This is a genomic window from Streptomyces sp. NPDC097640 (assembly GCF_040302705.1).
Taxonomy (GTDB): domain Bacteria; phylum Actinomycetota; class Actinomycetes; order Streptomycetales; family Streptomycetaceae; genus Streptomyces.
In genome coordinates this window covers 205,091-227,524 of record NZ_JBEOSB010000011.1, presented here as the reverse complement: position 1 = coordinate 227,524, position 22,434 = coordinate 205,091, and the positions used below count along the sequence as shown (strand labels likewise).

The window sequence follows — 22,434 nt, the reverse complement described above, 5'->3', positions numbered from 1 at the left end:
TCGTCTGGTCGGTCGTTTGGGCGGGAAGGCGTACGTACCCTCGAGAAGCTTCTGGGCAAGCCTACCGGCGCCGCACCCCTCACTGGTAAGGGCGCTGCATATCCCCATATGGTGGGCCAATGCGCACCGAGGACCTGCTGGCCGCGATCGCGACCGGCCTATGGCGCTGGGACTGTGTCTCGGGTGCCGTGAGCTACGACGCGGAGGCGGCCCGGCTGGTGGGGCTGCCCGCGGAGCCCGTCACCCTCCCCGAATCCGCCGCCCGTGCCTGCTTCCACCCGGTGGACTGGGTGGAGATCAAAGCGATCGTGAATCTCGCGGTGGCCGAGGGCACCCTCGCCGAGGCCCGGGTGCGGGTCGTGGACGAGAAGGGCCGGGTGCAGCGCACCGTACGCAGCCGGTGCCGGCCCGTGATAAGCGGCGGCGCCCCCGGCAGACGGGGCGCGGAGAACAGCTACGACCTGGTCGGCACCCTCCAGGAGGTCCCCGAGCCGCTGCCCGGCACCTCCGCGGCCGCCCTGGCCCCGGTCACCGGCGACTGGCGGCGCGGCCGCGAGGCGTTTCTGCTGGACGCGGGGCGGGCGCTCGCCGAGGCGCCCTCGACCGCCGAGGTGCTGCGGGTCGCGGCGGGCCTGTCGATGCCGGGCTTCTCGCCGGACGGGCTGGCGATCTTCGGGGTCAAGGGCGACCGGGTCTCGCTGATCGGCCGGCACGGGGACCCGGTGGGCGACCAGCACCCCTTCACCGACCAGCCGCTCGACGCCGACTGCCCGGCCGCCGAGGTGGTCCGCACCGGCCGGGCGATCTATCTGCCCGGCCCGGAGGACTACCGGGACCGGTTCCCCGTCTCCTGGGCGCTCACCCGGCCGGTCAGCCGCCGGGCCTGGGCCTTTCTGCCGCTGATCGTCGCGGGCCGCACGATCGGCGCGTGGATGGCGAGCTTCGCGCACCCGGTGACCTTCTCGCCCGACGAGCGCTCGGTGCTCACCACGGTCGCGCGGATGCTCGCCCAGGCGCTGTCCCGCGCCTCGCTCCAGGAGACGGAGCGCGAGCTGACGGACGGTCTCCAGCGCTCGATGCTGCCCGCCGACAAGCCGGACATCCCGGGGCTCACGGTGGCCGCGCGGTATGTGCCGACCGGCGGCGGGCTCCAGGTGGGCGGCGACTGGTACGACGTGATCGGGCTGCCCTCGGGGCGTACCGCCCTGGTCATCGGCGATGTCCAGGGCCACGACGTACGCGCCGCGGGGATCATGGGGCAGCTCCGGATCGCGGTGCGCGCCTACGCCTCGGAGGGCCACCACCCCGACGCGGTCCTCTCCCGCGCCTCCCGCTTTCTGGCCGGGCTCGCCGAGCCGCCGGGCCCCGGCGGCGAGGGCGGCTACGACCCGCGCTTCGCGACCTGCCTCTATATGGAGGTGGACCCGGTCGCCGGCACGCTGGACATCGCCCGCGCGGGCCACCCCGACCCGGCGGTCCGGCTCGCCGACGGCACCATGATGATCCGCCCCACCGCGGGCGGGCTGCCGCTGGGCGTCGACCCGGACACCGACTACCCCACCACCCGGGTGGTGCTCGAGCCCGGCGAGACGCTGCTGATGTGCACGGACGGGCTGATCGAGACCGGCGGCCACGACATGGAGACGGGCTGGGACCGGATCCGGGCCGTCTTCGAACGGACCGCGGACGCCGCCGTGGACGCCGACGACCTCGACGCGCTCGCCGAGTCCCTGGTCCAGGCGGTGCACGGGCCGCCCTCCCACCACACCACCGGCCATCTCGCCGACCGTCGCGAGGACGACATAGCCCTGCTGCTGATCCGGCGCGACGCCGAGGTGTGCCTGGTCGGCCCCGGCACGGCCCCGGTGCGGCGCACGGCCGTCACGGTCGCCCAGGCCGAGCCCGAGCGCATAGCGGAGGCCCGGCAGCAGCTGCGCGACATGCTCCACGACTGGACCGACTGTGACCAGGTGGAGTCGGCGGTGCTGATGCTCTCCGAGATGGTCACCAACGTCCTGGTGCACACCGACGGCGACGCCCTGCTGGTCGCGGAGGTCAGCGGCCGGCTCGGCGCCCGGCGGCTGCGCCTCGACGTCGCCGACGGCAGCGACGAACTCCCCCATCGCCGCCGCCCCGGCGAGCTGGCCTCCTCCGGGCGCGGGCTGCTGCTGATGGAGGTGCTCGCCGACGCGTGGGGAGTGGACCCGCGGGGCGACGGCAAGTGCATCTGGTACGAGCTGTACGAGTCCGCCCCGGATCCAGCGGGCTAGCGGCGGGATCGTGCCGGGGCGGCCGGGCTGTTCAGGCTGTTCAGCGGAAGAGCTGGGAACCCAGCGGGCGTTGTTCGCCGAAACCGGGAAGTATCAGGAAGCTCGCGCTGGCGGTCGTGGTCGTGTAGTCGAGCAGGGCGTCGGAATTGTCCATACGGGTGAGGGTGCTGGTGAAGGTCCGTATGTCGTTCTGGAAGCTCATGAAGAGCAGGCCGGGTGCGGGCCCGTCGATGCTGTAGGAGCGACGGAGCATGAGGCCGACGCCGACCGCGGTGGCGTGCGCTCTGCGGGCGTGGGCGTCTGCCGGGACGAGGTAGCGTCCGTCGGGCGTTTTGGCGCCGAGGTCCGGGCCCGAGGCGATGGTGCCGCCGGAGAGGGGCACGCCACTGGCTCGGCGCCGGCCGAAGACCGCTTCCTGTTCGGCGACGGACAGCTTGGCGAACCGCGGCAGGTCGAGTTCCATGCGCCGGAGTACGGCAAGGGTGCCGCCGGCGACCGGAGCCGGCCCGGCCAGCCACAGGTCGCGCTGTTGTTCGTCCTTCGTGTGGGGGCCCACGATGCCGTCGACGAAACCGAACAGGTTTCGTGGCGCGGCAAGGCCCTTGTCCGCATCCACCGGCACGTTCGAGCCACGGATTCCGGACTGCCGCCAGCGTTCGCGTATCCGGTCACCGGCCTGCTCCAGAAGCGCGGCGGCCACGACTGGTATCACCAAGGCGTCGTCGGCGCAGATCTGGATCAGCAGGTCGCCGCCGCGTGCCCGGGGGGCGATCTGTTCGCGGGAGAACCGTGGGAGGTCCTTCGCGCCGGGCAGGGCAGGATCGACCTTGCGCACCAGCCGGGGGCCCACCCCGATCGTCACGGTCAGATTGCCCGGCGGCAGGCCCATCAGCCGTGCGTCGGTCCCCGCGGTGAGTTTGCCGATGGCCTCGCCGAGTTCGGCCAGCAACGGACGGGCGGACCCGGCATCGTCGAGGTCGGCCACCAAGGCCAGCAGGTTCCGCTGAGCTGGTTGCGGAAGCGTGATGCCGGCCTGGTACCGGCCCGTTGGTGACACCGGCGGGGTCGGCGCGGGGGCATCGGACCGGTCGGAACGGTCCGGCCGGGCGGAACTCGATTGGCACCCGGCGGAGAGGCCGGCGGCGGTCACCGTGCCGGTGGCACCGAGAAACGCGCGGCGTGACGGTCGGGAGTCGGCTTGGCGCACGGTGTGAACTGTGCCATATCCCCATCGGCGCATGCGACTTGGCCGACGTCCGTGCCAGGATGAGGCCATGCCTCGTCTCCGTCTTCGCCTGGTGGCCACGGTGCTCGGAACACTGGCACCCCTACTGGTCGGCTGCGGCTCGGACGATGACGGGTCGAAGGACGGCCGACGGCCGTCCGGTGAGCACGTGACGATCAAGGTGCCGGCCGACGCCCCGACGATCTCGGATGCGGTGTCCCTGGCCCGGGCCGGCGATCTCGTGCTGGTCGCGCCGGGCGTCTACCACGAGTCGGTGAAGATAACCAAGGCTCGCATCACTCTGCGGGGCGAGTCCCGGGAGAAGGTCGTCATCGACGGGCGGTTGCAGCAGCCGAACGGCGTCGTCGTCGCCGCTCCCGGGGTGGCCGTGCAGAACCTGACGGTGCGGAACAACACCCAGAACGGGGTTCTGGTCACCGGCTCGGCGAAGGCGGCTGCCGGAATGCCGGGGCAGTCCGGCGGCTACGACACCGGCGACGAGCCCGTCACCTTCCTGAAGGCATTCGCGGTCTCCCACGTGACCGCGACCCGCAACGGGCTGTACGGCATCTACGCGTTCTCCGCGCAGAACGGTGTCATCGAGCACTCGTACACGTCGGGCTCGGCCGACTCGGGGATCTATGTCGGACAGTGCAAGCCCTGCCGCATCGTGGTGCGGGACAACATCGCCGAGCTCAACGCGGTCGGCTACGAAGGCACCAATGCCAGTGGCGACATGTACGTGGTCGGTAACCGCCTTGTCGGCAACCGGGTCGGGCTCACCACCAACTCCGACCACCAGGAGAAGTTGCTCCCGCAGCAGGACGCCGTCATCGCGGGCAACCTGATCGCGGCCAACCAGCAGACGGCCACCCCCGAGCAGGCCGACGGCGGGTGGGGCATCGGCATCGGCGTCGACGGCGGCACCGACAACCAGTTCATCCGCAACCGGATCGCCGACAACAGCAACGCAGGGCTGGTGATCACCGCGAACGCCGACATACAGCCGAACGGCAACCAGATCCTGGACAACACCTTCGCCGCCAACAACGTTGACGTCGGCTGGACGTTCCCCACCGCCACCAAGGGGCGGGGCAACTGCCTGCGCGGCAACGAGCTGCGGAAGACGGTGCCCGCCCGGCTCGCGACCACCGCGTCCTGCCCGCGCCCCGCCCGGTCCTCCTCGCCCTCCGGCACGTGGGTGAATCCGACGGCACCTGGCGGCATCCCGTTCACCGATGTGGCGGCGCCCAAGCGACAGCCGCAGTTCCCGAACGCCACCACCACCGGCGCCACCGCTGTTCCGGCCGTTCCGGCGCTCCCGGACACGGCGGACATCCGGCTGCCCTCGGTGTCACTGCTCGCCTCGGGCGCTCGGGTGCTGACGTCCTGAGCGGCGGCTACCGCTCCGGGGTGACCCCGGGCACCGGCCGGACCGGAACGTACTTCTGGGTGTCGAAATCGATGACCACCGGCTCCGATGCGGAAGCCACGGCGACGCGAACCCGGTACATCGTGCCGTCCGAGCCGATCCAGTAGCGCACGACACCCGCCCCCGCCGTACCGGACTTGGTACGGGCGCTCGGCCCGGTCATGATGTCCACCTCATGGCCGTCCAACCGGTCCTCGCCGGCCCAGGCGGCACCGTTCTGTGGCAGCAGTTCGGCATTGTCCGGCCGGTCGTTGCCGAGCTTCAGCGCGATGGCCAGCGAACTGTCCAGCGAACTGCCGTACTTTTGCAGCGGACGGCTGTACCAACCCGACTCCGGTGGCCGTGCCGGTGCCTTCTCCGGAGGGTTCGTCATCGGATGGACGGACACGGTGGTGGCCGACCACTCGATCAGCCCGTCGCTGGACGTATCGCGCCCGGTGCCGCGCACCACGCCGTAACCGACCTCGCCGCGGTAGTCGATGGAACCGGTGATGGTCAGCCCGCCGGCGGTGCCCGGCACATTGATCGTCACGGCGCGCCCGCCCGCCTGGTAGTTGCGGAACCGCGTGACCGCCAGACGGTTGGCCTCATCCGAGCTCAACGCCCTGGGACCGGCCGGGGCTGAGCCGCTGTCGACGAACAGGAACGCGGTCACCGCGACGGCCACACCGCCGATGACGGCCGCCACCCAGCGCGGCCGCAGCCATCGGCGCCGGCCGACTGTGCGCTGTGAGGGACCTTGTTTTGTGCTCATACGCCGCACGTGACGCATTGATAACTTGTTCCGCTCATGCATCCTCTGCTCCACCCGATCTTGGCGGCCACCCGCTACAGTATCGTCGCTGGTAGGGCGGTTCAGGATGACAATTCAGACTCTTGTGCTGTTTCCGTGTGGGAAGCGAGGACGAGTGCAACTGGTCCGGGGGAGGCACTCCCGAATCCCTGAATTCGCCACATCCGCAAAGACGACCAAGAACAACCGGGTCCACCGAAACAGCGGTGGGCCCTTTTCATGACCGAAGTGTCACCCGGGCCGGTAAGCGGATGTACGGCTGAAATCGGGTGTTCGGTTCACATCACGAGGGGAGAGTGATGGCTGTGCGAAGCGTGCATGCAAGATTAAACCGGACAGCCGGGAAGCGTACGGGTCCGCTGATGCGAGTGGGCTTGTCCGTTCTCTTGCTGTCGGGTGGCGCCATGGGCGCGACGGCCGGGACGGCCACCGCTTCCACTGGCGACGGCACCCTGACCGTCGAGGTGCTTCGGGATTTCTTCGGCACCGGCGTGATCAACACGACCATGGATGTGCCACAACGGGGCATGAAGGTCGAGGTGTCGGACCCTGACGGCCATCGGGTCACCGGCACCACGGATGCCACCGGAAAGGTGGTGATCTCGAAGTCGACCGAGCTGACCGGCGGCCAGTACCGCGTCGACGTCACCGTCCCGGCGCCGTACGACAAGTACCTTCAGGCGGCTCCGGCCTCCACGGCGGAAAACCACTTCGACAGCTTCACGACGTTCGTGGACGTGTCGGGCGGTAAGGACGACTCGGTCATCACCGGGGTCTGGAACCCGGCCGATTACACGCTGCCGGACACGCGGTATTTCGTGCCGGTCCAGAATGGCGCCGGCGGGAATGACAACCGGGCACTCGTGGCCTTCGGGACGAAGGCCCGAGGCACGTGTCCTGGCGATGTGTCGTGCCCGACCGCGCTCAACACGCAGGACCAGGTGGGCACGACCTTCGCGCTGGCCTACGACAAGTACCAGAAGCGGATCTTCCAGGGCGCGTTCGCCCGCCGGTACGCCCCGTACGGGCCGGGCGGCGGTAACGCGATCTACACCACGCCGACCAACGGTGGGGCGCCGACCCTGTTCGCAAAGGTGCCGGGCGCCACGGTAACGCCGCACGACGCCACCAACATGATCAAAGACGCCGGGTTCACCAATGCGCCCGGCAAGGAGAGCATCGGCGGCCTGACCCTGTCGGAAGACGGCTCGACGCTCTACGCGGTGAACCTGCTGACCCGGTCCCTGGTCAGTTTCGACGCGACCGGGACCACGGCATCCGCACCCAAGGCGACGGTGCGCATCCCGGACCCGGGCTGCGCGCTGCCCACCGACTGGCGGCCGTTCTCACTTTCCACCCACGACAACAAGCTCTACGTCGGTGGCGTGTGCAGCGCGGAAAGCACGCAGAAGCGCGAAGACCTGAAAGCCGTCGTCTACACCTACGACGGCGAGCAATTCGACACGGTGCTGACCCAGCCGCTCACCGACAAACGGGGCAGCGTCTTCACCGGTGCCGGAGACAATGACCGGGCCAACCACTGGAACCCGTGGAACACCACCCTGGCCACGTGGGACGAGCGGAAGGCGGGCGGCGCCTTCATCGATCCGCAGCCGGAGCTCGCCTCCCTCGCCTTCGCCCGCGACGGCTCGATGATCCTGGGTTTCCGCGACCGGTTCATGGACGTTCTCAGTGCCAAGGGGCTGGACCCCCGCCCGCTGAACGACACGCCGGAGCTCGGCATGTCCGGTGGTGACATCAACATGGCCTGCGCCAACCCCACCGGTGGGTACTCCTGGGAAGGCACCGGGAGTTGCGCCAATAACGCCACCCCCGCCGCCAATGGCAGCCAGGACGACGATGTCGTCGAATACTTCCCGGGCGACTTCTTTGCCGGCGGGCACCAGGAAACCGCGCTGGGGTCGGTGGCCTACATTCCACAGCAGCAGTGGGTCGTCAGCACGGAGTTCGACCCGACCGTCAACATCGAAACCGCGGGGACCGGTTACTACGACGTCACGTCCGGTCAGGGGCCAGGCAACAGTCCGGCCGCCAACGCGTACCAGTTCGTCGGTCAGGAACAGAACGGGTTCGGTAAGGCCGGTGGGCTCGGCGATATCGCCTACGAGGCCGCGAACGCACCGATCCAGATCGGCAACCGGGTCTGGTTCGACGGCGACCACAATGGAATCCAGGACCCCGAGGGCACCAACGAGGTGCCGCTGCCGGACGCGACGATCAACCTGCTGGACGCCGACGGCAAGCAGGTCGCCACAACCAAGACCGATGCCGCAGGCGAGTACTACTTCGGCGGAGTCGGCGCCGACTACGAACTCAAGCCGGGTGCCAAATACACGGTGCAGTTCGACGTGTGCACCGCGGACACTAGCAAGGTGCCGACCCAGCCGGCAGCCACCGAACTGCGGTTCACACTCCCGCGGGCCGGTGACAACCGGGCACACGACTCCAACGTGACCCCGCCGAAGACCGGACAACTGTGCAACGGACTGGCACCCGTCACGGCACCGGACAAGGCCGGCGAGGTCGATCACACTATCGACGCCGGCGTGTACATCCCCAAGGAGGAACCGCCGACGCCCACGCCGACTCCGACCACTCCGGAGCCGCCGACCCATGAGCCGCCCGCGACCGTGCCGCCCAACAAGCCGGGCCCCCAGACCGGCGGAGACCCAAGCGGTTCGCTCGCCAACACAGGTACATCCGGGCTGCTGACGCTCATCTCCCTCAGCGCCCTGCTGGCCGGCACCGGCGCGGCATTCGCATTCATGACCCGAAAGCGCCGCGCCAGGCAACACTGAGACACCACCGAAAACTGAAAAACAAGCGATCCGCCCGCCCGCGCTACTGCAGTAGCGCGGGCGGGCGGATCACGTTGTTGCACCGGGAGGGACCTTGTTTGATTCTCATACTCCACAGGTGACGCATTGGTAACTTGATGCGCTCATTCATCCCCTGCTCGCCCCGATCTTGGCGGCCACCCGCTACAGTATCGTCGCTGGTGGGGCGGTCCAGGATGACTATTCGGACCCTTGTGCTGTTTCCGTGTGGGAAGCGAGGACGAGTGCGACTGTCCTGGGGGAAGCACTCCCGAGTCCCTGAATTCGCCACATCCGGCAAGACGACCAAGAACGACCGGGTCCACCGAAACAGCGGTGGACCCTTTTCATGGCCGACGTGTCACCCGGGCCCGGGAAGCCGATGTGCAACCGGAAGCGGGTGTTCGGTTCGCATGATGAGGGGAGCGTGATGGCTGTGAAAAGAATGTGCACAACGTTAAACCGGACGGCCGGGAAGCATACGGGTTCGCTGACGCGAGTGGGCTTGTCCGTTCTCTTGCTGTCGGGTGGCGCCATGGGCGCGACGGCCGGGACGGCCACCGCTGCAACTGGCGACGGCACTTTGACCGTTGAGGTGCTGCGGGACTTCTTCGGCACCGGCGTGATCAACACGACCATGGACGTCCCGCAGCGGGGCATGAAGGTCGAGGTAACCGACCCCGACGGCCATCGGGTCACCGGCACCACGGACGCCACCGGAAAGGTGGTGATCTCGAAGTCGACCGAACTGACCGGCGGCCAGTACCGCGTCGACGTCACCGTCCCGGCGCCGTACAACAAGTATCTCCAGGCGGCTCCGGCCTCGACGGCGGAAAACCACTTCGACAGCTTCACGACGTTCGTCGATGTGTCGGACGGTAAAGACGACTCGGTCATCACCGGGGTCTGGAACCCGGCCGACTACGCACTGCCGGACTCGCGCTATTTCGTTCCGATCCAGAACTCTTCCAGCGGGAAAGACACCCGGGCACTGGTGGCGTTCGGAACGGACAAACGAGGGACGTGTCCTGACCAGGCGGCGTGCCCGACCGCGCTCAACACGCAGGACCAGGTGGGCACGACGTTCGCGCTGGCCTACGACAAGTACCAGAAGCGGATCTTCCAGGGCGCGTTCGCCCGGCGGTACACCCCGTACGGGCCGGACGGCGGTGACGCGATCTACACCACGCCGACCGACGGCGGGAGCGCGCCGACCCTGTTCGCGAAGGTGCCGGGCGCCACGGTGACACCGCACGACGCCAGCAACATGATCAAGGACGCCGGGTTCACCAACGCGCCGGGCAAGGAGAGCATCGGCGGGCTGGCCCTGTCCGAGGACGGCTCGACGCTCTACGCGGTGAACCTGCTGACCCGGCGCCTGGTCAGCTTCGACGCGACCGGGACCACCGCATCCGCGCCCAAGTCGACGGTGCGCATCCCGGACCCGGGCTGCGCGGTGTCCACCGACTGGCGGCCGTTCGCGCTTTCCGCCCACGACAACAAGCTCTACGTCGGCGGCGTGTGCAGCGCGGAGAGCACACAGAACCGCGAGGACCTGAAAGCCGTCGTCTACACATACGACGGGACACGGTTCGACACGGTGCTGACCCAGCCGCTCACCGGCGAGCGCGGTACCGTCTATGGCGGTGCCGTAGGGGTTGACCAGGCCAACCACTGGAACCCGTGGAACACCAGCCTGTTGACCTGGGACCAATTCAAGATCAGCGGAACAAACACCCTCGTCAATCCGCAGCCGGAGCTCGCCACCCTCGCCTTCGCCCGCGACGGTTCGATGATCCTCGGCTTCCGCGACCGGTTCATGGACGTGGTCAGTGGGGGCGGTCTCGACCCCCGGCCGGGCAACGACACCGCGCAAAACGGTATGTCCGGCGGTGACATCAACATGGCCTGCGCGAATCCCGACGGTGGATACGCGTGGGAAGGCACCGGGAATTGCCCCAACCACGCCAAGCCCGAAACCGACGGCGGCCAGAACACCGGTGTCGTCGAATACTTCCCGGGCGACTACGTTCGGAACAGGGCCGCACCGGAGCAGATCCAGGGCGTGCACAACGAAGCCTCCCAAGGGGCGGTCGCCTACATCCCGCAGCAGCAGTGGGTCGTCAGCACGCAGATGGACCCGACCGACAACTACGGGACCGGCGGGACCGGTTACTACAACATCGAGACCGGTCAGGGGCCTGGTAACAACCACTCCGCCAACGCGTACCAGTTCGTCAATTCGACCGACAACGGGTTCGGTAAGGCCGGTGGGCTCGGCGATATCGCGTACGAGGCGGCGAACGCGCCGATCCAGATCGGCAACCGGGTCTGGTTCGACGGCGACCACAACGGGATCCAGGATCCCGAGGGCACCAACGAGGTGCCGCTGCCGGACGCGACGATCAACCTGCTGGACGCCGACGGCAAGCAGGTCGCCACGACCAAGACCGATGCCGCAGGCGAGTACTACTTCGGTGGAGTCGGCGCCGACTACGAACTCAAGCCGGGTGCGAAGTACACGGTGCAGTTCGATGTGTGCACCGCGGACACCAGCAAGGTGCCGACCCAGCCGGCGGCCGACGAGCTGCGGTTCACACTCCCGCGGGCCGGCGACAACCGGGCACACGACTCCAACGTGACCCCGCCGAAGACCGGGCGCCTGTGCAACGGACTGGCACCCGTCACGGCACCGGACCAGGCCGGCGAGGTCGATCACACCATCGACGCCGGTGTGTACATCCCCAAGAAGGAGGAACCGACCCCCACGCCGACGCCCACTCCGACCACTCCGGAGCCGTCGACCGAGCCGCCGACCCACGAGCCGCCCGCGACTGTGCCGCCCAACAACCCGGGCCCCCAGACCAGCGGAGGCGGCGGCTCGCTGGCCAACACCGGTACATCCGGGCTGCTGACGCTCATCTCCCTCAGCGCCCTCCTGGCCGGCACCGGCGCGGCATTCGCATTCGTAACCCGAAAGCGCCGCGCCAGGCAACACTGAGACACCACCGAAAACTGAAAAACAAGCGATCCGCCCGCCCGCGCAATCCCAGTAGCGCGGGCGGGCGGATCACGTTTCGTCCCGGCGAGCCTTACATTCCGCCCTCGGACATCCCGTGCACCGCGGGGATCGTCCCGAGCCGGCCCTTCTGGAAGTCCTCAAAGGCCTGCTGGAGTTCCGCGCGGTTGTTCATCACGAACGGCCCGTAGTGCGCCATGGGCTCACGGATCGGCCGGCCACCGAGGAGGACGACCTCCAGGTCCGGCGTGTGCGAGTCCTGCTTCTCGTCCGCGCGCACGGTCAGCGAGGAGCCCGAGCCGAAGACCGCGGTCTGGCCGAGGTGGATCGGACGACGCTCGGCGCCGACCGTACCCTTACCGGCCAGCACGTACGCGAGGCCGTTGAAGTCCTCACGCCAGGGCAGGTTGATCTCGGCGCCCGGCGCCAGCGTCGCGTGGATCATCGAGATCGGCGTGTGCGTGATCCCCGGACCCGAGTGGCCGTCCAGCTCACCGGCGATGACCCGCAGCAGCGCGCCACCGTCGGGGGAGGTGAGCAGCTGGACGTTGCCGCCGCGGATGTCCTGATAGCGGGGCGCCATCATCTTGTCCTTGGCCGGGAGGTTCACCCACAGCTGGAGGCCGTGGAAGAGACCACCGGAGACGACCAGGTGCTCCGGCGGCGCCTCGATGTGGAGCAGACCGGACCCGGCCGTCATCCACTGGGTGTCACCGTTGGTGATGGTGCCGCCACCGCCATTGGAGTCATGGTGGTCGAAGATCCCGTCGATGATGTACGTGACGGTCTCGAAGCCGCGGTGCGGGTGCCACGGGGTGCCCTTCGGCTCCCCGGGCTGATAGTCCACCTCGCCCATCTGGTCCATCATGATGAACGGGTCCAGGTGCTTGTAGTCGATGCCGGCGAAGGCGCGCCGCACCGGGAAGCCCTCACCCTCGAAACCGCTGGGAGCGGTAGCGACGGCGAGCACGGGGCGCGGCTTGGCGTCGGCGGCTGCCGCGACGCGCGGCAGGGTCAACGGGTTGTCTACGGTCACAGCTGGCATGACGGCCTCCTCGGTCGTTCACCATTCAATTTAGTTGAAGGGTGAACGACTCGCAAGGGGGGCTTTATTTCCGAGCGCGCCGGGAGCCCGCGCGGGGATCGTTTCCCCTACCGCAGGCGTCAAGATCCGCCGGACAGGGCCTAGCCGTACATACGGCGCATCGCGAAGTCGACCATCTGCTCCACCGCCTTCGCGTCGAAGACCATCCGGTGGTCGCCCTCCATGTCGAGGACGAAGCCGTAGCCGGTGGGCAGCAGGTCGATCACCTCCGCGCCGGTGATCACGAAGTACTTGGACTCCTTGCCCGCGTAGCGGCGCAGCTCCTTGAGCGAGGTGAACATGGGGATCACCGGCTGCTGGGTGTTGTGCAGCGCAAGGAACCCGGGGTTGTCACCGCGCGGGCAGTACACCTTGGACGACGCGAAGATCTGCTGGAAGTCCTCGGCCGACATCGACCCCGTGGTGAAGGCGCGCACCGCGTCGGCGAGGGAGGGCGGAGAGGGCTCGGGGTACAGCGGCTGCTCGCCATAGCCGGCGCCCGGCTGTGGGTGATGTGACAGAGGCGGCTGCTGCTGCGGCGGAGGCGGCGGCGCCGCGTAACCCTGCCCTGCGCTCGCGTTCTGGTCGTAGCCGTACATGGACAGAAGCGTACTGAGTCGCCGAAGCGCGGTGCGTCACAGTTGCCCGATTGGGGGTTGCTCTTTATTACCCACGGGTAGCATCATGGCGATCGACGATCGATCGCGCTACGCCAACGAAGAGGTCCGCCTCCCGAGCCTTACGGAGCCGTTCGCCATGGGGCACTACAAGTCGAATCTCCGCGACATCGAGTTCAACCTCTTCGAGGTGCTCGGGCGCGACAAGCTGTACGGCACCGGACCGTTCGAGGAGATGGACGTCGAGACCGCCAAGAGCGTGCTCTCGGAGATCTCCCGGCTGTCCGAGAACGAGCTGGCCGAGAGCTACGCGGACTCCGACCGGAATCCGCCGGTCTTCGACCCGAAGACGCACACCGCGCCGGTGCCGGAGTCCTTCAAGAAGAGCTACCAGGCCTACATGGACGCCGAGTGGTGGCGCCTCGGCGTCCCGGAGGGCCTCGGCGGAGCCGCCTGCCCGCGCTCGCTCCTGTGGGCCTCCGCCGAGCACATCCTGGGCTCCAACACCCCGATCTGGATGTACGCCTGCGGCCCCGCCTTCGCCGGAGTGCTCTACGACGAGGGCACCGAGGAGCAGCTGGCGATCGCCCGGCAGATCGTGGACAGGCAGTGGGGCGCGACCATGGTGCTCACCGAGCCCGACGCGGGCTCGGACGTCGGCGCGGGCCGCACCAAGGCGGTCCGGCAGGAGGACGGCACCTGGCACATCGAGGGCGTGAAGCGGTTCATCACCTCCGGTGAGCACGACCTCTCGGACAACATCGTCCACTTCGTGCTGGCGCGCCCCGAGGACGCGGGCCCGGGCACCAAGGGGCTGTCCCTCTTCATCGTCCCGAAGTACGACTTCGACTGGGAGACCGGCGAACTCGGCGAGCGCAACGGCGTCTACGCGACCAATGTCGAGCACAAGATGGGTCTGCGGGTCTCCAACACCTGCGAGCTGACCTTCGGCGCGGACCACCCGGCCAAGGGCTGGCTGCTCGGTGAGAAGCACGACGGCATACGCCAGATGTTCAAGATCATCGAGTTCGCCCGGATGATGGTCGGCACCAAGGCCATGGCGACCCTGTCCACCGGCTATCTGAACGCGCTGGAGTACGCCAAGGAGCGCGTCCAGGGCGCCGACCTGGCCGCCTTCACCGACAAGGCCGCCCCGCGCGTCACCATCACCCACCACCCCGATGTGCGCCGCTCCCTGATGACGCAGAAGGCGTACGCGGAGGGCCTGCGCTCGCTCGTCCTCTACACCGCCTGCGTCCAGGACGAGATCCAGGTCCTGGAGGCGGCCGGCGAGGACACCTCCGCCGCGCACGCCCTCAACGACCTGCTGCTGCCCATCGTCAAGGGCTATGGCTCGGAGAAGGCGTACGAGCTGCTGGCGCAGTCCCTCCAGACCATCGGCGGCTCCGGCTACCTCCAGGAGTACCCGCTGGAGCAGTACATCCGGGACGCCAAGATCGACACCCTCTACGAGGGCACCACCGCCATCCAGGGCCAGGACTACTTCTTCCGGAAGATCGTCCGGGACCAGGGCCAGGCGCTGACCGTCATCTCGGAGGAGATCAAGAAGTTCCTGGCCGAGGCCGGCGGCGGCGAGGAGCTCGCCGCCACCCGCGACGCGCTGGCCAAGGCCGCCGCTGACCTCGAGGGGCTGGTGGGCGTCATGCTCACCGACCTCACCGCCACGGAGCAGGACATCGCCTCCATCTACAAGGTCGGCCTCAACGCCACCCGGCTGCTGCTCGCCTCCGGCGACGTGTTCATCGGCTATCTGCTGATCAAGGGCGCGGCGATCGCCGCCGACAAGCTGCCCGGCGCCTCCGCGAAGGACAAGTCCTTCTACGAAGGCAAGATCGCGGCCGCGAAGTTCTTCGCCCAGGAGGTGCTGCCGGGCGTCGGGGTCCAGCGCGCCGTGGCCGAGTCCGTGGACGGCTCCCTGATGGACCTGGACGAGGCGGCCTTCTGAGGTCCGGATACCGCTCCGCTGGTCGAGCCCGGCACCCCTCGCCCCGGGGGCGCCGGGCTCACTCGTTCCCGGGCCCGCGCTGACCCCGCTGGCCCCGCTGACCCCGCTGCTCCCGCTCGCGCAGCGCGCGCTCGAAGTCCTGCCAGGCCCGCCGCCGGATCTCCTCGCTCTCCGCCAGCACGTCCTCGACCGTCTCGCCCCCGCCCCCGCCCCCGGCCGGGGCCCGGGCCGGGGGCGGTGACGCGCTGAGCTTCGCGCGCAGCTCGCGGCAGGCCGCGTCCTCAGAGGGGAACCAGCGCGTATCCCGGTCCCGGGAGCGCTCGCGCAGCCCCACCGTCCAGCCGCCCGCCGCGGGCCGCAGGAAGTAGTACGCGTCCGGCTGGACCGGGATGTCGTGCACCCCCGGGATGTCGTACAGCGCGTCGGGCACCCCGTCGGCGCGCAGGGTCCGGACGAGCTCCCGCCGGTCCACCGCGCGTCAGTTGAGCTCGCGGAGGTTGCCGGCGGCGACGAGTTGGGGGATCGAGGGACCGGTGAGGTACTGGAGGCCTTCCCCGGGCTGGGCGAACCAGGGCCTGATGGGCCCCGCCTCCACCGTGAAGGGCTGCACCACCTCGTAGAGGTGATAGCCGAAGGGGAACGCCGGGTTCAGGGTGTTGAGGCTGCTGGGCGGCAACGCGCGCTCCGCGAAGGGCGTGCCGGCCGGGGCGAGGAAGTGGCCGAAACCGCTGCCGAAGAGGTCCACCTTCTGCCCGGGCCGCAGGGTGACGGTGACATGCAGCGGCGTCCCGTTGATGAGGACCCAGCCGTCCGGGTCCGGGTACCACCAGCCGGAGGCCGCGTCGTCCCAGTAGCACTCCAGGAACTCACTGGACGACAGATGGTCCAGCCTCCCCCAGCCCTTGAGCATCTCGGCGATCGGCCCGCTCCGCGGGAGTTCCGCGGGGCCCAGCCGCCAGTCGCCCTCGTAGTACCGCTGGAACGGCGCGGGCGGGCGGGTGTTGACGCCCACCCGGTCCGTGATGGGGCAGGGCACGGGCTCGCCGCCCGGCGGCTTCGCGCGCGTGGTGGCGGCGGGCGAGACGCCGGGCTGCGCCGCGGCGGGAACCGCACCGCACAGCAGGAAGAGCACCCCGAGGACGGCCAGAACATGACGAAGAGCGCGCATCCGATATCCCCTTTAGTGCGGTGTTGCACGATCAAGGGAGATATGAGACGAAAAGCGTCCTTCGTATCAGCGGGCGGCCGTCCTTCATCTGATCGGCCCAGCCGGATCCCACGGAAGCGGCACACGGAAGCCGCGCCACGCACCGACCGGCCCGCCCCTTTTGGCCGATCCCGAGAGCCGCCCGGTCGAACACGGGTGCCCGGCCGGTCCCGAACTTATGCTGTCCATATGAGCTCGCACCCCCGCTTCGACCGCGGCCATACCGACGACCTGATGTCCTTCCTCGCCGCCGCCCCATCGCCGTACCACGCGGTGGCGAGCGCCGCCAGGCGGCTGGAGAAGGCTGGATTCCGGCAGGTCGAGGAGACCGCGCCCTGGGACGGCGAGACGGGCGGCAAGTACGTCCTGCGGGGCGGCGCGATCATCGCCTGGTACCTCCCCGGCGGCGCCAGACCTTCCACTCCGTACCGGATTGTGGGGGCTCACACCGACTCTCCCAATCTACGCGTGAAGCCCATCCCGGATACCGGCGCGCACGGCTGGCGGCAGATCGCCGTCGAGATCTACGGCGGCGCCCTGCTGAACACCTGGCTCGACCGCGACCTCGGCATCTCCGGCCGGCTCACCCTCAAGGACGGCTCGCACCACCTGGTGGTCATCGACCGGCCGCTGCTGCGCGTTCCCCAGCTCGCCGTCCACCTCGACCGGTCCGTCAACACCGAGGGGCTCAAGCTCGACAAGCAGCGCCATATGACGCCCATCTGGGGCCTCGGCCGCGTCGAGGAGGGCGCTCTGATCCGCTATGTCGCCGACGCGGCCGGGGTGCCGGCCGCCGAGGTCGGCGGCTGGGACCTGATGGCGCACAGCGTCGAGCCGCCCGCCTACCTCGGCCGGGACCAGGAGCTGGTCGCCGGGCCCCGGATGGACAACCTCCTGTCCGTGCACTCCGGCACGGCCGCGCTCATCGCCGCCTCCGCCCGCCCCGACCTGCCGTACATCCCCGTCCTCGCCGCCTTCGACCACGAGGAGAACGGCAGCCAGTCCGACACCGGCGCCGAGGGCCCGCTGCTCGGCAATGTGCTGGAGCGCTCGGTCTTCGCCCGCGGCGGTGCGTACGAGGACCGGGCCCGCGCCCTGGCCGGGACGGTCTGCCTGTCCTCCGACACCGGGCACGCCGTCCACCCCAACTACGCGGAGCGGCACGAGCCCGGCCACCACCCGCTGCCCAACGGCGGCCCGATCCTCAAGGTCAATGTGAACCAGCGGTACTCCACCGACGGCGGCGGGCGGGCCGTCTTCGCGGCCGCCTGCGAGCGCGCTGAAGTGCCCTGGCAGACTTTTGTCTCCAACAACGCCATGCCGTGCGGCACCACGATCGGCCCGATCACCGCTGCCCGGCACGGCATCACCACCGTCGACATAGGTGTTGCCATTCTCTCCATGCACTCGGCCCGCGAACTGTGCGGCGCCCAGGATCCGCAGCTGCTCGCCAAGGCCATGACCGCCTTCCTGGAGGGCTGACTTGGACTTCTCCCTGCTCGGTCCCGTGGCCGTGACCACCGGGACCGGAGAGGTCGCGCTGGGCCCGGTCAAGCGGCGCAGCCTGCTGGCCATGCTGCTGCTCCAGCCCAACGCCATCGTCCCCGTCGAACAGCTGATCACCTGTCTGTGGGAGGAGGAGCCTCCCGAACACGCCCGCACCGTCATCCAAGGCCATGTCTCGCGGCTGCGCGCCACGCTCGCCGAGGCGGGCGCCGACGCCTACGGGGTCGAGCTGGTCACCCACGGCTCCGCCTACCAGCTGCGGATGCCCGAACAGCTCGTCGACAGCCAGCGCTTCTCCGAGCTGCTCTCCCTCGCCCGCCCCGAGGCCGCCCCCGAGGAGGCCGTGGATCTGCTGCGCCAGGCGCTGGACCTGTGGCGCGGCCCGGCGCTCACCGGCACGGTGGCCAGCCCGCCGTTCGCCGCGGCGGCCCACGCCCTGGAGGAGCGGCGGCTGGCCGCCGTCGAGGCGCTGGCGCGCGCCCACGGGGCGCTCGGCCGGTACGAGAAGGCGGCCGACGTACTGCACCCGGTGGCCGTGGCCAACCCGCTGCGGGAAGGGCTCATCGCGGCCCTGATGCTGGCCCTGTACCGCATCGGGCGGCAGTCGGACGCGATCGCCTGGTACCACCGCACCCGGGAACTCCTCGCCGACGACCTTGGGGTCGACCCGGGGGAGCGGCTGCGCGCCGCGTACCAGGAGATCCTGCGCGCCGCCCCCGCGCCCAACGCCCCCCAGGCCCAGCACCACGGCCAGGGCCGGGACGAGGGCCAGGGCCAGGGGCAGGGGCAGGGGCAGATCCCCGCGCAGGCCGCGGCGGCCCACCAGGAGCCCGCGCCCGGGCCGCAGCTGCTCCCCCGGCCCCCCGCCGGGTTCCTCGGCCGCGACCACGAGCTGGCGTATCTCACCCGGCTCACGCTGCCCGCCGCCGAGCCGGCCGACCCGGCCCACGGCTCGGCCCCCGCCGGTTTCCCCCCGGAGGGCGGCATCACGCTGCTCACCGGGCCCGCCGGGGTCGGCAAGACGGGCCTGGTCGTGCACTGGGGCCACGCCCACGCGTACGCCTTCCCCGACGGGCGGCTGTTCGCGGATCTGCGCGGGTTCAGCGGCGGCGAGGAGGCGGCGCCCGCCGAGGTGCTGCGCGAATTCCTGCTGGCCTTAGGGCAGCCCGCGGACCGCATCCCGCCCTCCCCGGAGGCGGCCGGCGCGCTGTACCGGTCGCTCGTGGCGAACCGCCGCCTGCTGGTCGTGCTCGACAACGCCAGCAGCTCGGCACAGGTGCGGCCGCTACTGCCCGGCGGGCCACGGTGCACCACCCTGGTCACCAGCCGCAGCCGGCTCGACGGGCTGATCGCCACCGACGCGGCCCGCCCCGTACGGCTGCACGCGCTCGGGCCCGAGGACGGGGTGGCCCTGCTCGGCGCCCTGCTCGGCCCCGACCGGGTCGCCGAGGACCCGGAGGCCGCGCATGAGCTGGTGACCCTGTGCGACGGGCTGCCGCTCGCGCTGCGCGCCGCCTCGGCACAGCTCCAGGCCCGCCCGCGCTGGCGGCTGGCCCGGCTGGCCACGGCGCTCCGCGACGAGCGGCGGCGGCTCGCGCTGCTGTCGGCGGAGGACGCCGGGGTCGCCGCGGCGCTGCGCAACTCGGTGGCGAGGCTCTCCGCGGACGACGCCCGGCTGCTGCGGACCCTGGGCACCGGCTTCGCCCGGGAGGTCAACACCGCGGAGGCGGCGGCACTGGCCGGGGCGGACCCGGAGCTGATCCAGGACGGCCTGGAGCGGCTGGCGGAGATGCATCTGCTGGACGAGGAGGCCACCAACCGCTACGTGATGAGCGACCTGGTGAAGCTCTTCGCCCAGGACAGCGAGGACCGGCGGGACGGCGAGGGCAAGGGGTGAGGAAAGGGCGTTAGCGGGACGTTAGGCGTTCGGCAGCCGGGCGGCAGTGGCGCGGCAGCCGAACGCCAGCGGGGGACGACAGGCTTGAGCCGTACCGAGAAACCGAATCGGAAACGGCCAAGTCCCACTGGGGGGAACCCACCATGTCGATCACCGCCCGCGTCACCCGCCGCGCCCGCACCCTGCGTCTCGCCGCCGCCGGCCTGACCGCCGCCGCCGCCCTCACCCTCACCGCCTGCAACAACAGCGAGGGCACCGGCGCCAAGAGCGAGGGCCCGGCGGACAGCTCGGCCTCCGCCCCGGCGGCCCCGGCCGACAAGGGCGGTTCGAACGGTGAGAACGGCGCGAAGAAGGGCGGCGGCGAGCAGGCCGGGACCTCCAACGACAGCGCAAAGGGTTCCGACAACTCCGAGCAGGAGATCGGCCCCTGCGACATCAACAAGCTGACGATCGGCGTGAAGACCGTCCAGCGGCCCGTCAACTACATGGTGCTCGAGGTCAACAACCACGCGGGCGTGGACTGCAACATGGTCGGCTACCCGGTGCTGAAGTTCGAGGACGCCCAGGCCCCCACCCCCGTGTACGAGGACTCCAAGCCGCAGGCCGTGGTCACCCTCGCCCCCGGTGAGACCGCGTACGCCGGGATCCGCACCTCCGCCGCCGACGACTCGGGCATCAACGGCTACAAGGCCACCTCCCTCGAGGTGTTCCTCGAGGGCTCCGACGACTCCAAGCCGGTCGAGCTGCCCGGCGGCTCCGTCTACGTCGACAACACCGCCCAGGTGACGTACTGGCAGAGCGACCTGACCAACGCCCTCGACTGACGCCCCCTCGGCCCCGGCCCACAGACCCGGGGAGCCGACTCCCCCCGGCTTCCCGCCCCGACGGCCCCGCCGCTGCCCTGCGGCGGGGCCGTCGGCTTTCCCGTGCAGGGACATCAGGTGGCACCTCCCAGCGGGAGCTGGGGGAGTATCGGGCAGGGGATGGTCGGCCGGATCCGATTCGCGCTGCATGCGATGACGTGGACGGAGGCGAATCCGGTGCCTCGCAGGTACCAGCCGCCGACGACGTCTCCGCCCCAGCTGAGCCGGTCTTCGGCGGCGGTGAAGCGTTCGGCTTGCCGTGCGGGGTCCTTGTCGTGGTCGGCCATGAAGGCGGGGGCCAGGTCGGTGACCTGGTCTTGGTACCAGGCTGCGGCTTTCTCCGGCTCCTGGAAGGTGGCTTTGATCATTCGGGCTGGGCGCAGCAGCCAGTGAGGTACCTCCAGGGGCGGTACTTCACTCGCCATGAAGGCGGGGCTCGCCGCTGCAATCTGTTTCCACTCGTGGGGCGTGATGTCGTGGACGACGAGGTGTGGTGGTCGGCGTGCGGATTCGTCGTCGTAGGTTCGGCGTTCTCCGGTCCAGCGGTAGCAGTGCCAGTGTGACGCTGTCATGGGGGCTCCTGCATGGCGGGAGCGGCCCCGTCTCTGAGAGCGGGGCCGCGGTCTGGTTAGTGCGCGTATTGGCGTCCGTCGTCGGAGTCGCCGGGTGTCTGTCCGCCGGGTGTCGGGGTGTCGGTGTCGGGCATGGTGTCGCCGTCGTCCGGGTCCTGGCGGGTGGCGTGCTGTAATCGCATGGGCTGTTCCTGTGAGTTCAGGTGTGCAGGGGTGTCCCCGCGCGGTTGCGCGGTGCTCGTCCCGGCCACTGGCCTGCAAGCGGGGACCGGGGCGAGGCGATGTGGGGTGGGCCAGTGCGGCGCACCGGTCTAGGCGGGCGGGCCCTGGTGGCAGCCGCAGTCACAGCGAACGGTGAAGATCAGCGCGCCCCGGGACGCGGGCGGCATGGGCTTCGCCCGGACCTCGCCGGGTCCCTTGCAGAAGGCGTGGATCTCGGCGGGCGTGGTGTCGGGCTCGGCCGTGTACATCGCGCAATACGGGGACAGACGCCGGGCACCGCCCGGGGCGGTCATGTCGTCGTCTGCCTCTCGCGCTGCAAGGCGATCAGCACGTCGTAGAGGTCGGCGTCGGGGTGCGGTCGTCGCCTGTTGCAGTCCGGGCACAGGTGCCGCAGGCAGCCCGGCCCGGAGGCCGACGCGCGCAGCACGGTGACCGGTTCGGGGGTGGGCTTGTCGCAGCGATAGCAGCACTCGGTCACCGGGACGCCTCCTCGCGTGGGCCGAGCGCCGCGCTGGTCGCGATCTTCAGCGCGGACAGGAGAGCCGTCGGCTCGGTGAGCCACCGGCCGTACCCGAGCGGTACGCGCCAGTGGACGCCAGGCCCGGTCGTGCGACAGGCGGGAGGCACCTCGATATAGGCCGTCGCTCCCCACACCTCGATACTGGGCAGCCGGCTCATGTCCCATGCGGCGGCTGAGCCAAGCGCGATCAACCAGTAGAGGACCTTGTCGAAGGGATTCTCGATGACCGAGCCCGTCGCCTCGCCCAGCAGGTCGAGGGCGCGCTCGCCGATGCCGAGCGAGAGGGGGACGCGCACGACGTCCCACGATCGGCCAGCGGGCTGCAACTCCGCGCTCTGCCCCCTGGGCGGCATCCAGGGCAGGACACGGTGGTTGTTCGTCGTCTCCACAGGAGCCCCCGGCAT

The 22,434-nt window shown here is 70.0% G+C and carries 19 protein-coding genes; 8 read left to right on the top strand and 11 right to left on the bottom strand.

The features are described 5' to 3' along the window. The first annotated feature begins 119 nt into the window (after positions 1-119). Entirely contained in the window at positions 120-2,270 is a 2,151-nt protein-coding gene (locus ABTY62_RS19815; RefSeq protein ID WP_352130703.1) for an ATP-binding SpoIIE family protein phosphatase, read from the top strand. A gap of 40 nt (positions 2,271-2,310) precedes the next feature. On the opposite strand, the gene ABTY62_RS19810 is transcribed toward ABTY62_RS19815, so the two are convergent. Further along, on the bottom strand, positions 2,311-3,477 hold the full coding sequence (locus ABTY62_RS19810; protein WP_352130702.1) for a Dyp-type peroxidase: 1,167 nt from the start codon (positions 3,475-3,477) through the stop codon (positions 2,311-2,313). A gap of 67 nt (positions 3,478-3,544) precedes the next feature. Between ABTY62_RS19810 and ABTY62_RS19805 the strand changes: the two genes are divergently transcribed. Next, positions 3,545-4,888 (top strand): right-handed parallel beta-helix repeat-containing protein, encoded by a 1,344-nt coding sequence (locus tag ABTY62_RS19805; protein ID WP_352130701.1) that lies wholly within the window; start codon positions 3,545-3,547, stop codon positions 4,886-4,888. Between the two features lie 7 nt (positions 4,889-4,895). Here the strand turns inward: ABTY62_RS19805 and ABTY62_RS19800 are convergent, their stop codons facing one another. Then, the gene (locus ABTY62_RS19800) at positions 4,896-5,582 is read right to left on the bottom strand and encodes a hypothetical protein (RefSeq protein WP_502997487.1); all 687 of its coding nucleotides are present in this window, start codon (positions 5,580-5,582) and stop codon (positions 4,896-4,898) included. A gap of 542 nt (positions 5,583-6,124) precedes the next feature. Here ABTY62_RS19800 and ABTY62_RS19795 point away from each other — a divergent pair. After that, complete coding sequence (locus ABTY62_RS19795) at positions 6,125-8,539, top strand: SdrD B-like domain-containing protein (RefSeq protein ID WP_352130699.1); 2,415 nt, start codon at positions 6,125-6,127, stop codon at positions 8,537-8,539. A 553-nt stretch (positions 8,540-9,092) separates the two neighbouring features. Continuing rightward, entirely contained in the window at positions 9,093-11,558 is a 2,466-nt protein-coding gene (locus ABTY62_RS19790; protein WP_352130759.1) for an SdrD B-like domain-containing protein, read from the top strand. Between the two features lie 91 nt (positions 11,559-11,649). Here the strand turns inward: ABTY62_RS19790 and ABTY62_RS19785 are convergent, their stop codons facing one another. Together ABTY62_RS19785 and ABTY62_RS19780 are read right to left on the bottom strand one after the other, a co-directional pair. Further along, the gene (locus tag ABTY62_RS19785) at positions 11,650-12,621 is read right to left on the bottom strand and encodes a pirin family protein (protein WP_352130698.1); all 972 of its coding nucleotides are present in this window, start codon (positions 12,619-12,621) and stop codon (positions 11,650-11,652) included. A 140-nt stretch (positions 12,622-12,761) separates the two neighbouring features. Next, positions 12,762-13,259, bottom strand: coding sequence for an SseB family protein (locus ABTY62_RS19780; protein WP_311728617.1), 498 nt, complete (start codon positions 13,257-13,259; stop codon positions 12,762-12,764). A gap of 157 nt (positions 13,260-13,416) precedes the next feature. Here ABTY62_RS19780 and ABTY62_RS19775 point away from each other — a divergent pair, with 157 nt between their 5' ends. Next, on the top strand, positions 13,417-15,243 hold the full coding sequence (locus tag ABTY62_RS19775; RefSeq protein ID WP_352130758.1) for an acyl-CoA dehydrogenase: 1,827 nt from the start codon (positions 13,417-13,419) through the stop codon (positions 15,241-15,243). 58 nt (positions 15,244-15,301) lie between these two features. On the opposite strand, the gene ABTY62_RS19770 is transcribed toward ABTY62_RS19775, so the two are convergent. Both ABTY62_RS19770 and ABTY62_RS19765 read right to left on the bottom strand, forming a co-directional pair. Further along, complete coding sequence (locus ABTY62_RS19770) at positions 15,302-15,715, bottom strand: hypothetical protein (protein ID WP_352130697.1); 414 nt, start codon at positions 15,713-15,715, stop codon at positions 15,302-15,304. Between the two features lie 6 nt (positions 15,716-15,721). Further along, entirely contained in the window at positions 15,722-16,411 is a 690-nt protein-coding gene (locus tag ABTY62_RS19765) for a TNT domain-containing protein (protein ID WP_352130696.1), read from the bottom strand. Between the two features lie 228 nt (positions 16,412-16,639). Here ABTY62_RS19765 and ABTY62_RS19760 point away from each other — a divergent pair, with 228 nt between their 5' ends. The 3 genes from ABTY62_RS19760 (at position 16,640) to ABTY62_RS19750 (ending at position 20,677) form a co-directional block, all read left to right on the top strand. Continuing rightward, entirely contained in the window at positions 16,640-17,932 is a 1,293-nt protein-coding gene (locus tag ABTY62_RS19760; RefSeq protein WP_352130695.1) for a M18 family aminopeptidase, read from the top strand. Between the two features lies 1 nt (position 17,933). After that, positions 17,934-19,853: an AfsR/SARP family transcriptional regulator gene (locus ABTY62_RS19755; RefSeq protein ID WP_352130694.1), complete on the top strand. Its 1,920-nt coding sequence runs from the start codon at positions 17,934-17,936 to the stop codon at positions 19,851-19,853. A gap of 143 nt (positions 19,854-19,996) precedes the next feature. Beyond that, positions 19,997-20,677 carry a DUF4232 domain-containing protein gene (locus tag ABTY62_RS19750; RefSeq protein WP_352130693.1) on the top strand — a complete coding sequence of 227 codons (681 nt, stop codon included), beginning with the start codon at positions 19,997-19,999 and terminating at the stop codon, positions 20,675-20,677. Positions 20,678-20,790: 113 nt separating this feature from the next. Here ABTY62_RS19750 and ABTY62_RS19745 read toward each other — a convergent pair whose 3' ends face one another. From ABTY62_RS19745 to ABTY62_RS19725, 5 genes are all read right to left on the bottom strand, one after another. After that, positions 20,791-21,288, bottom strand: coding sequence for a hypothetical protein (locus ABTY62_RS19745; protein WP_352130692.1), 498 nt, complete (start codon positions 21,286-21,288; stop codon positions 20,791-20,793). Positions 21,289-21,344: 56 nt separating this feature from the next. Then, positions 21,345-21,470, bottom strand: a complete 126-nt coding sequence (locus ABTY62_RS19740) for a hypothetical protein (protein ID WP_352130691.1) — start codon at positions 21,468-21,470, stop codon at positions 21,345-21,347. 129 nt (positions 21,471-21,599) lie between these two features. Then, complete coding sequence (locus tag ABTY62_RS19735; protein ID WP_352130690.1) at positions 21,600-21,803, bottom strand: hypothetical protein; 204 nt, start codon at positions 21,801-21,803, stop codon at positions 21,600-21,602. Beyond that, positions 21,800-21,988 (bottom strand): hypothetical protein, encoded by a 189-nt coding sequence (locus tag ABTY62_RS19730; RefSeq protein WP_352130689.1) that lies wholly within the window; start codon positions 21,986-21,988, stop codon positions 21,800-21,802. Before ABTY62_RS19730 ends, ABTY62_RS19735 begins: the two co-directional genes overlap by 4 nt. Beyond that, positions 21,985-22,326, bottom strand: coding sequence for a hypothetical protein (locus ABTY62_RS19725; RefSeq protein ID WP_352130688.1), 342 nt, complete (start codon positions 22,324-22,326; stop codon positions 21,985-21,987). The genes ABTY62_RS19730 and ABTY62_RS19725 overlap by 4 nt, the downstream gene beginning before the upstream one ends. Positions 22,327-22,434: the final 108 nt, after the last annotated feature.

Excerpts from the sequence above, each read along its gene's own strand:
- ABTY62_RS19815 (WP_352130703.1), top strand. The coding sequence starts at position 120 with ATGCGCACCGAGGACCTGCTGGCCGCGATCGCGACCGGCCTATGGCGC.
- ABTY62_RS19805 (WP_352130701.1), top strand. The coding sequence starts at position 3,545 with ATGCCTCGTCTCCGTCTTCGCCTGGTGGCCACGGTGCTCGGAACACTG.
- ABTY62_RS19795 (WP_352130699.1), top strand. The coding sequence starts at position 6,125 with ATGGGCGCGACGGCCGGGACGGCCACCGCTTCCACTGGCGACGGCACC.
- ABTY62_RS19790 (WP_352130759.1), top strand. The coding sequence starts at position 9,093 with ATGGGCGCGACGGCCGGGACGGCCACCGCTGCAACTGGCGACGGCACT.
- ABTY62_RS19785 (WP_352130698.1), bottom strand. The coding sequence starts at position 12,621 with ATGCCAGCTGTGACCGTAGACAACCCGTTGACCCTGCCGCGCGTCGCG.
- ABTY62_RS19780 (WP_311728617.1), bottom strand. The coding sequence starts at position 13,259 with ATGTACGGCTACGACCAGAACGCGAGCGCAGGGCAGGGTTACGCGGCG.
- ABTY62_RS19775 (WP_352130758.1), top strand. The coding sequence starts at position 13,417 with ATGGGGCACTACAAGTCGAATCTCCGCGACATCGAGTTCAACCTCTTC.
- ABTY62_RS19765 (WP_352130696.1), bottom strand. The coding sequence starts at position 16,411 with ATGCGCGCTCTTCGTCATGTTCTGGCCGTCCTCGGGGTGCTCTTCCTG.
- ABTY62_RS19760 (WP_352130695.1), top strand. The coding sequence starts at position 16,640 with ATGAGCTCGCACCCCCGCTTCGACCGCGGCCATACCGACGACCTGATG.
- ABTY62_RS19750 (WP_352130693.1), top strand. The coding sequence starts at position 19,997 with ATGTCGATCACCGCCCGCGTCACCCGCCGCGCCCGCACCCTGCGTCTC.
- ABTY62_RS19745 (WP_352130692.1), bottom strand. The coding sequence starts at position 21,288 with ATGACAGCGTCACACTGGCACTGCTACCGCTGGACCGGAGAACGCCGA.
- ABTY62_RS19740 (WP_352130691.1), bottom strand. The coding sequence starts at position 21,470 with ATGCGATTACAGCACGCCACCCGCCAGGACCCGGACGACGGCGACACC.
- ABTY62_RS19735 (WP_352130690.1), bottom strand. The coding sequence starts at position 21,803 with ATGACCGCCCCGGGCGGTGCCCGGCGTCTGTCCCCGTATTGCGCGATG.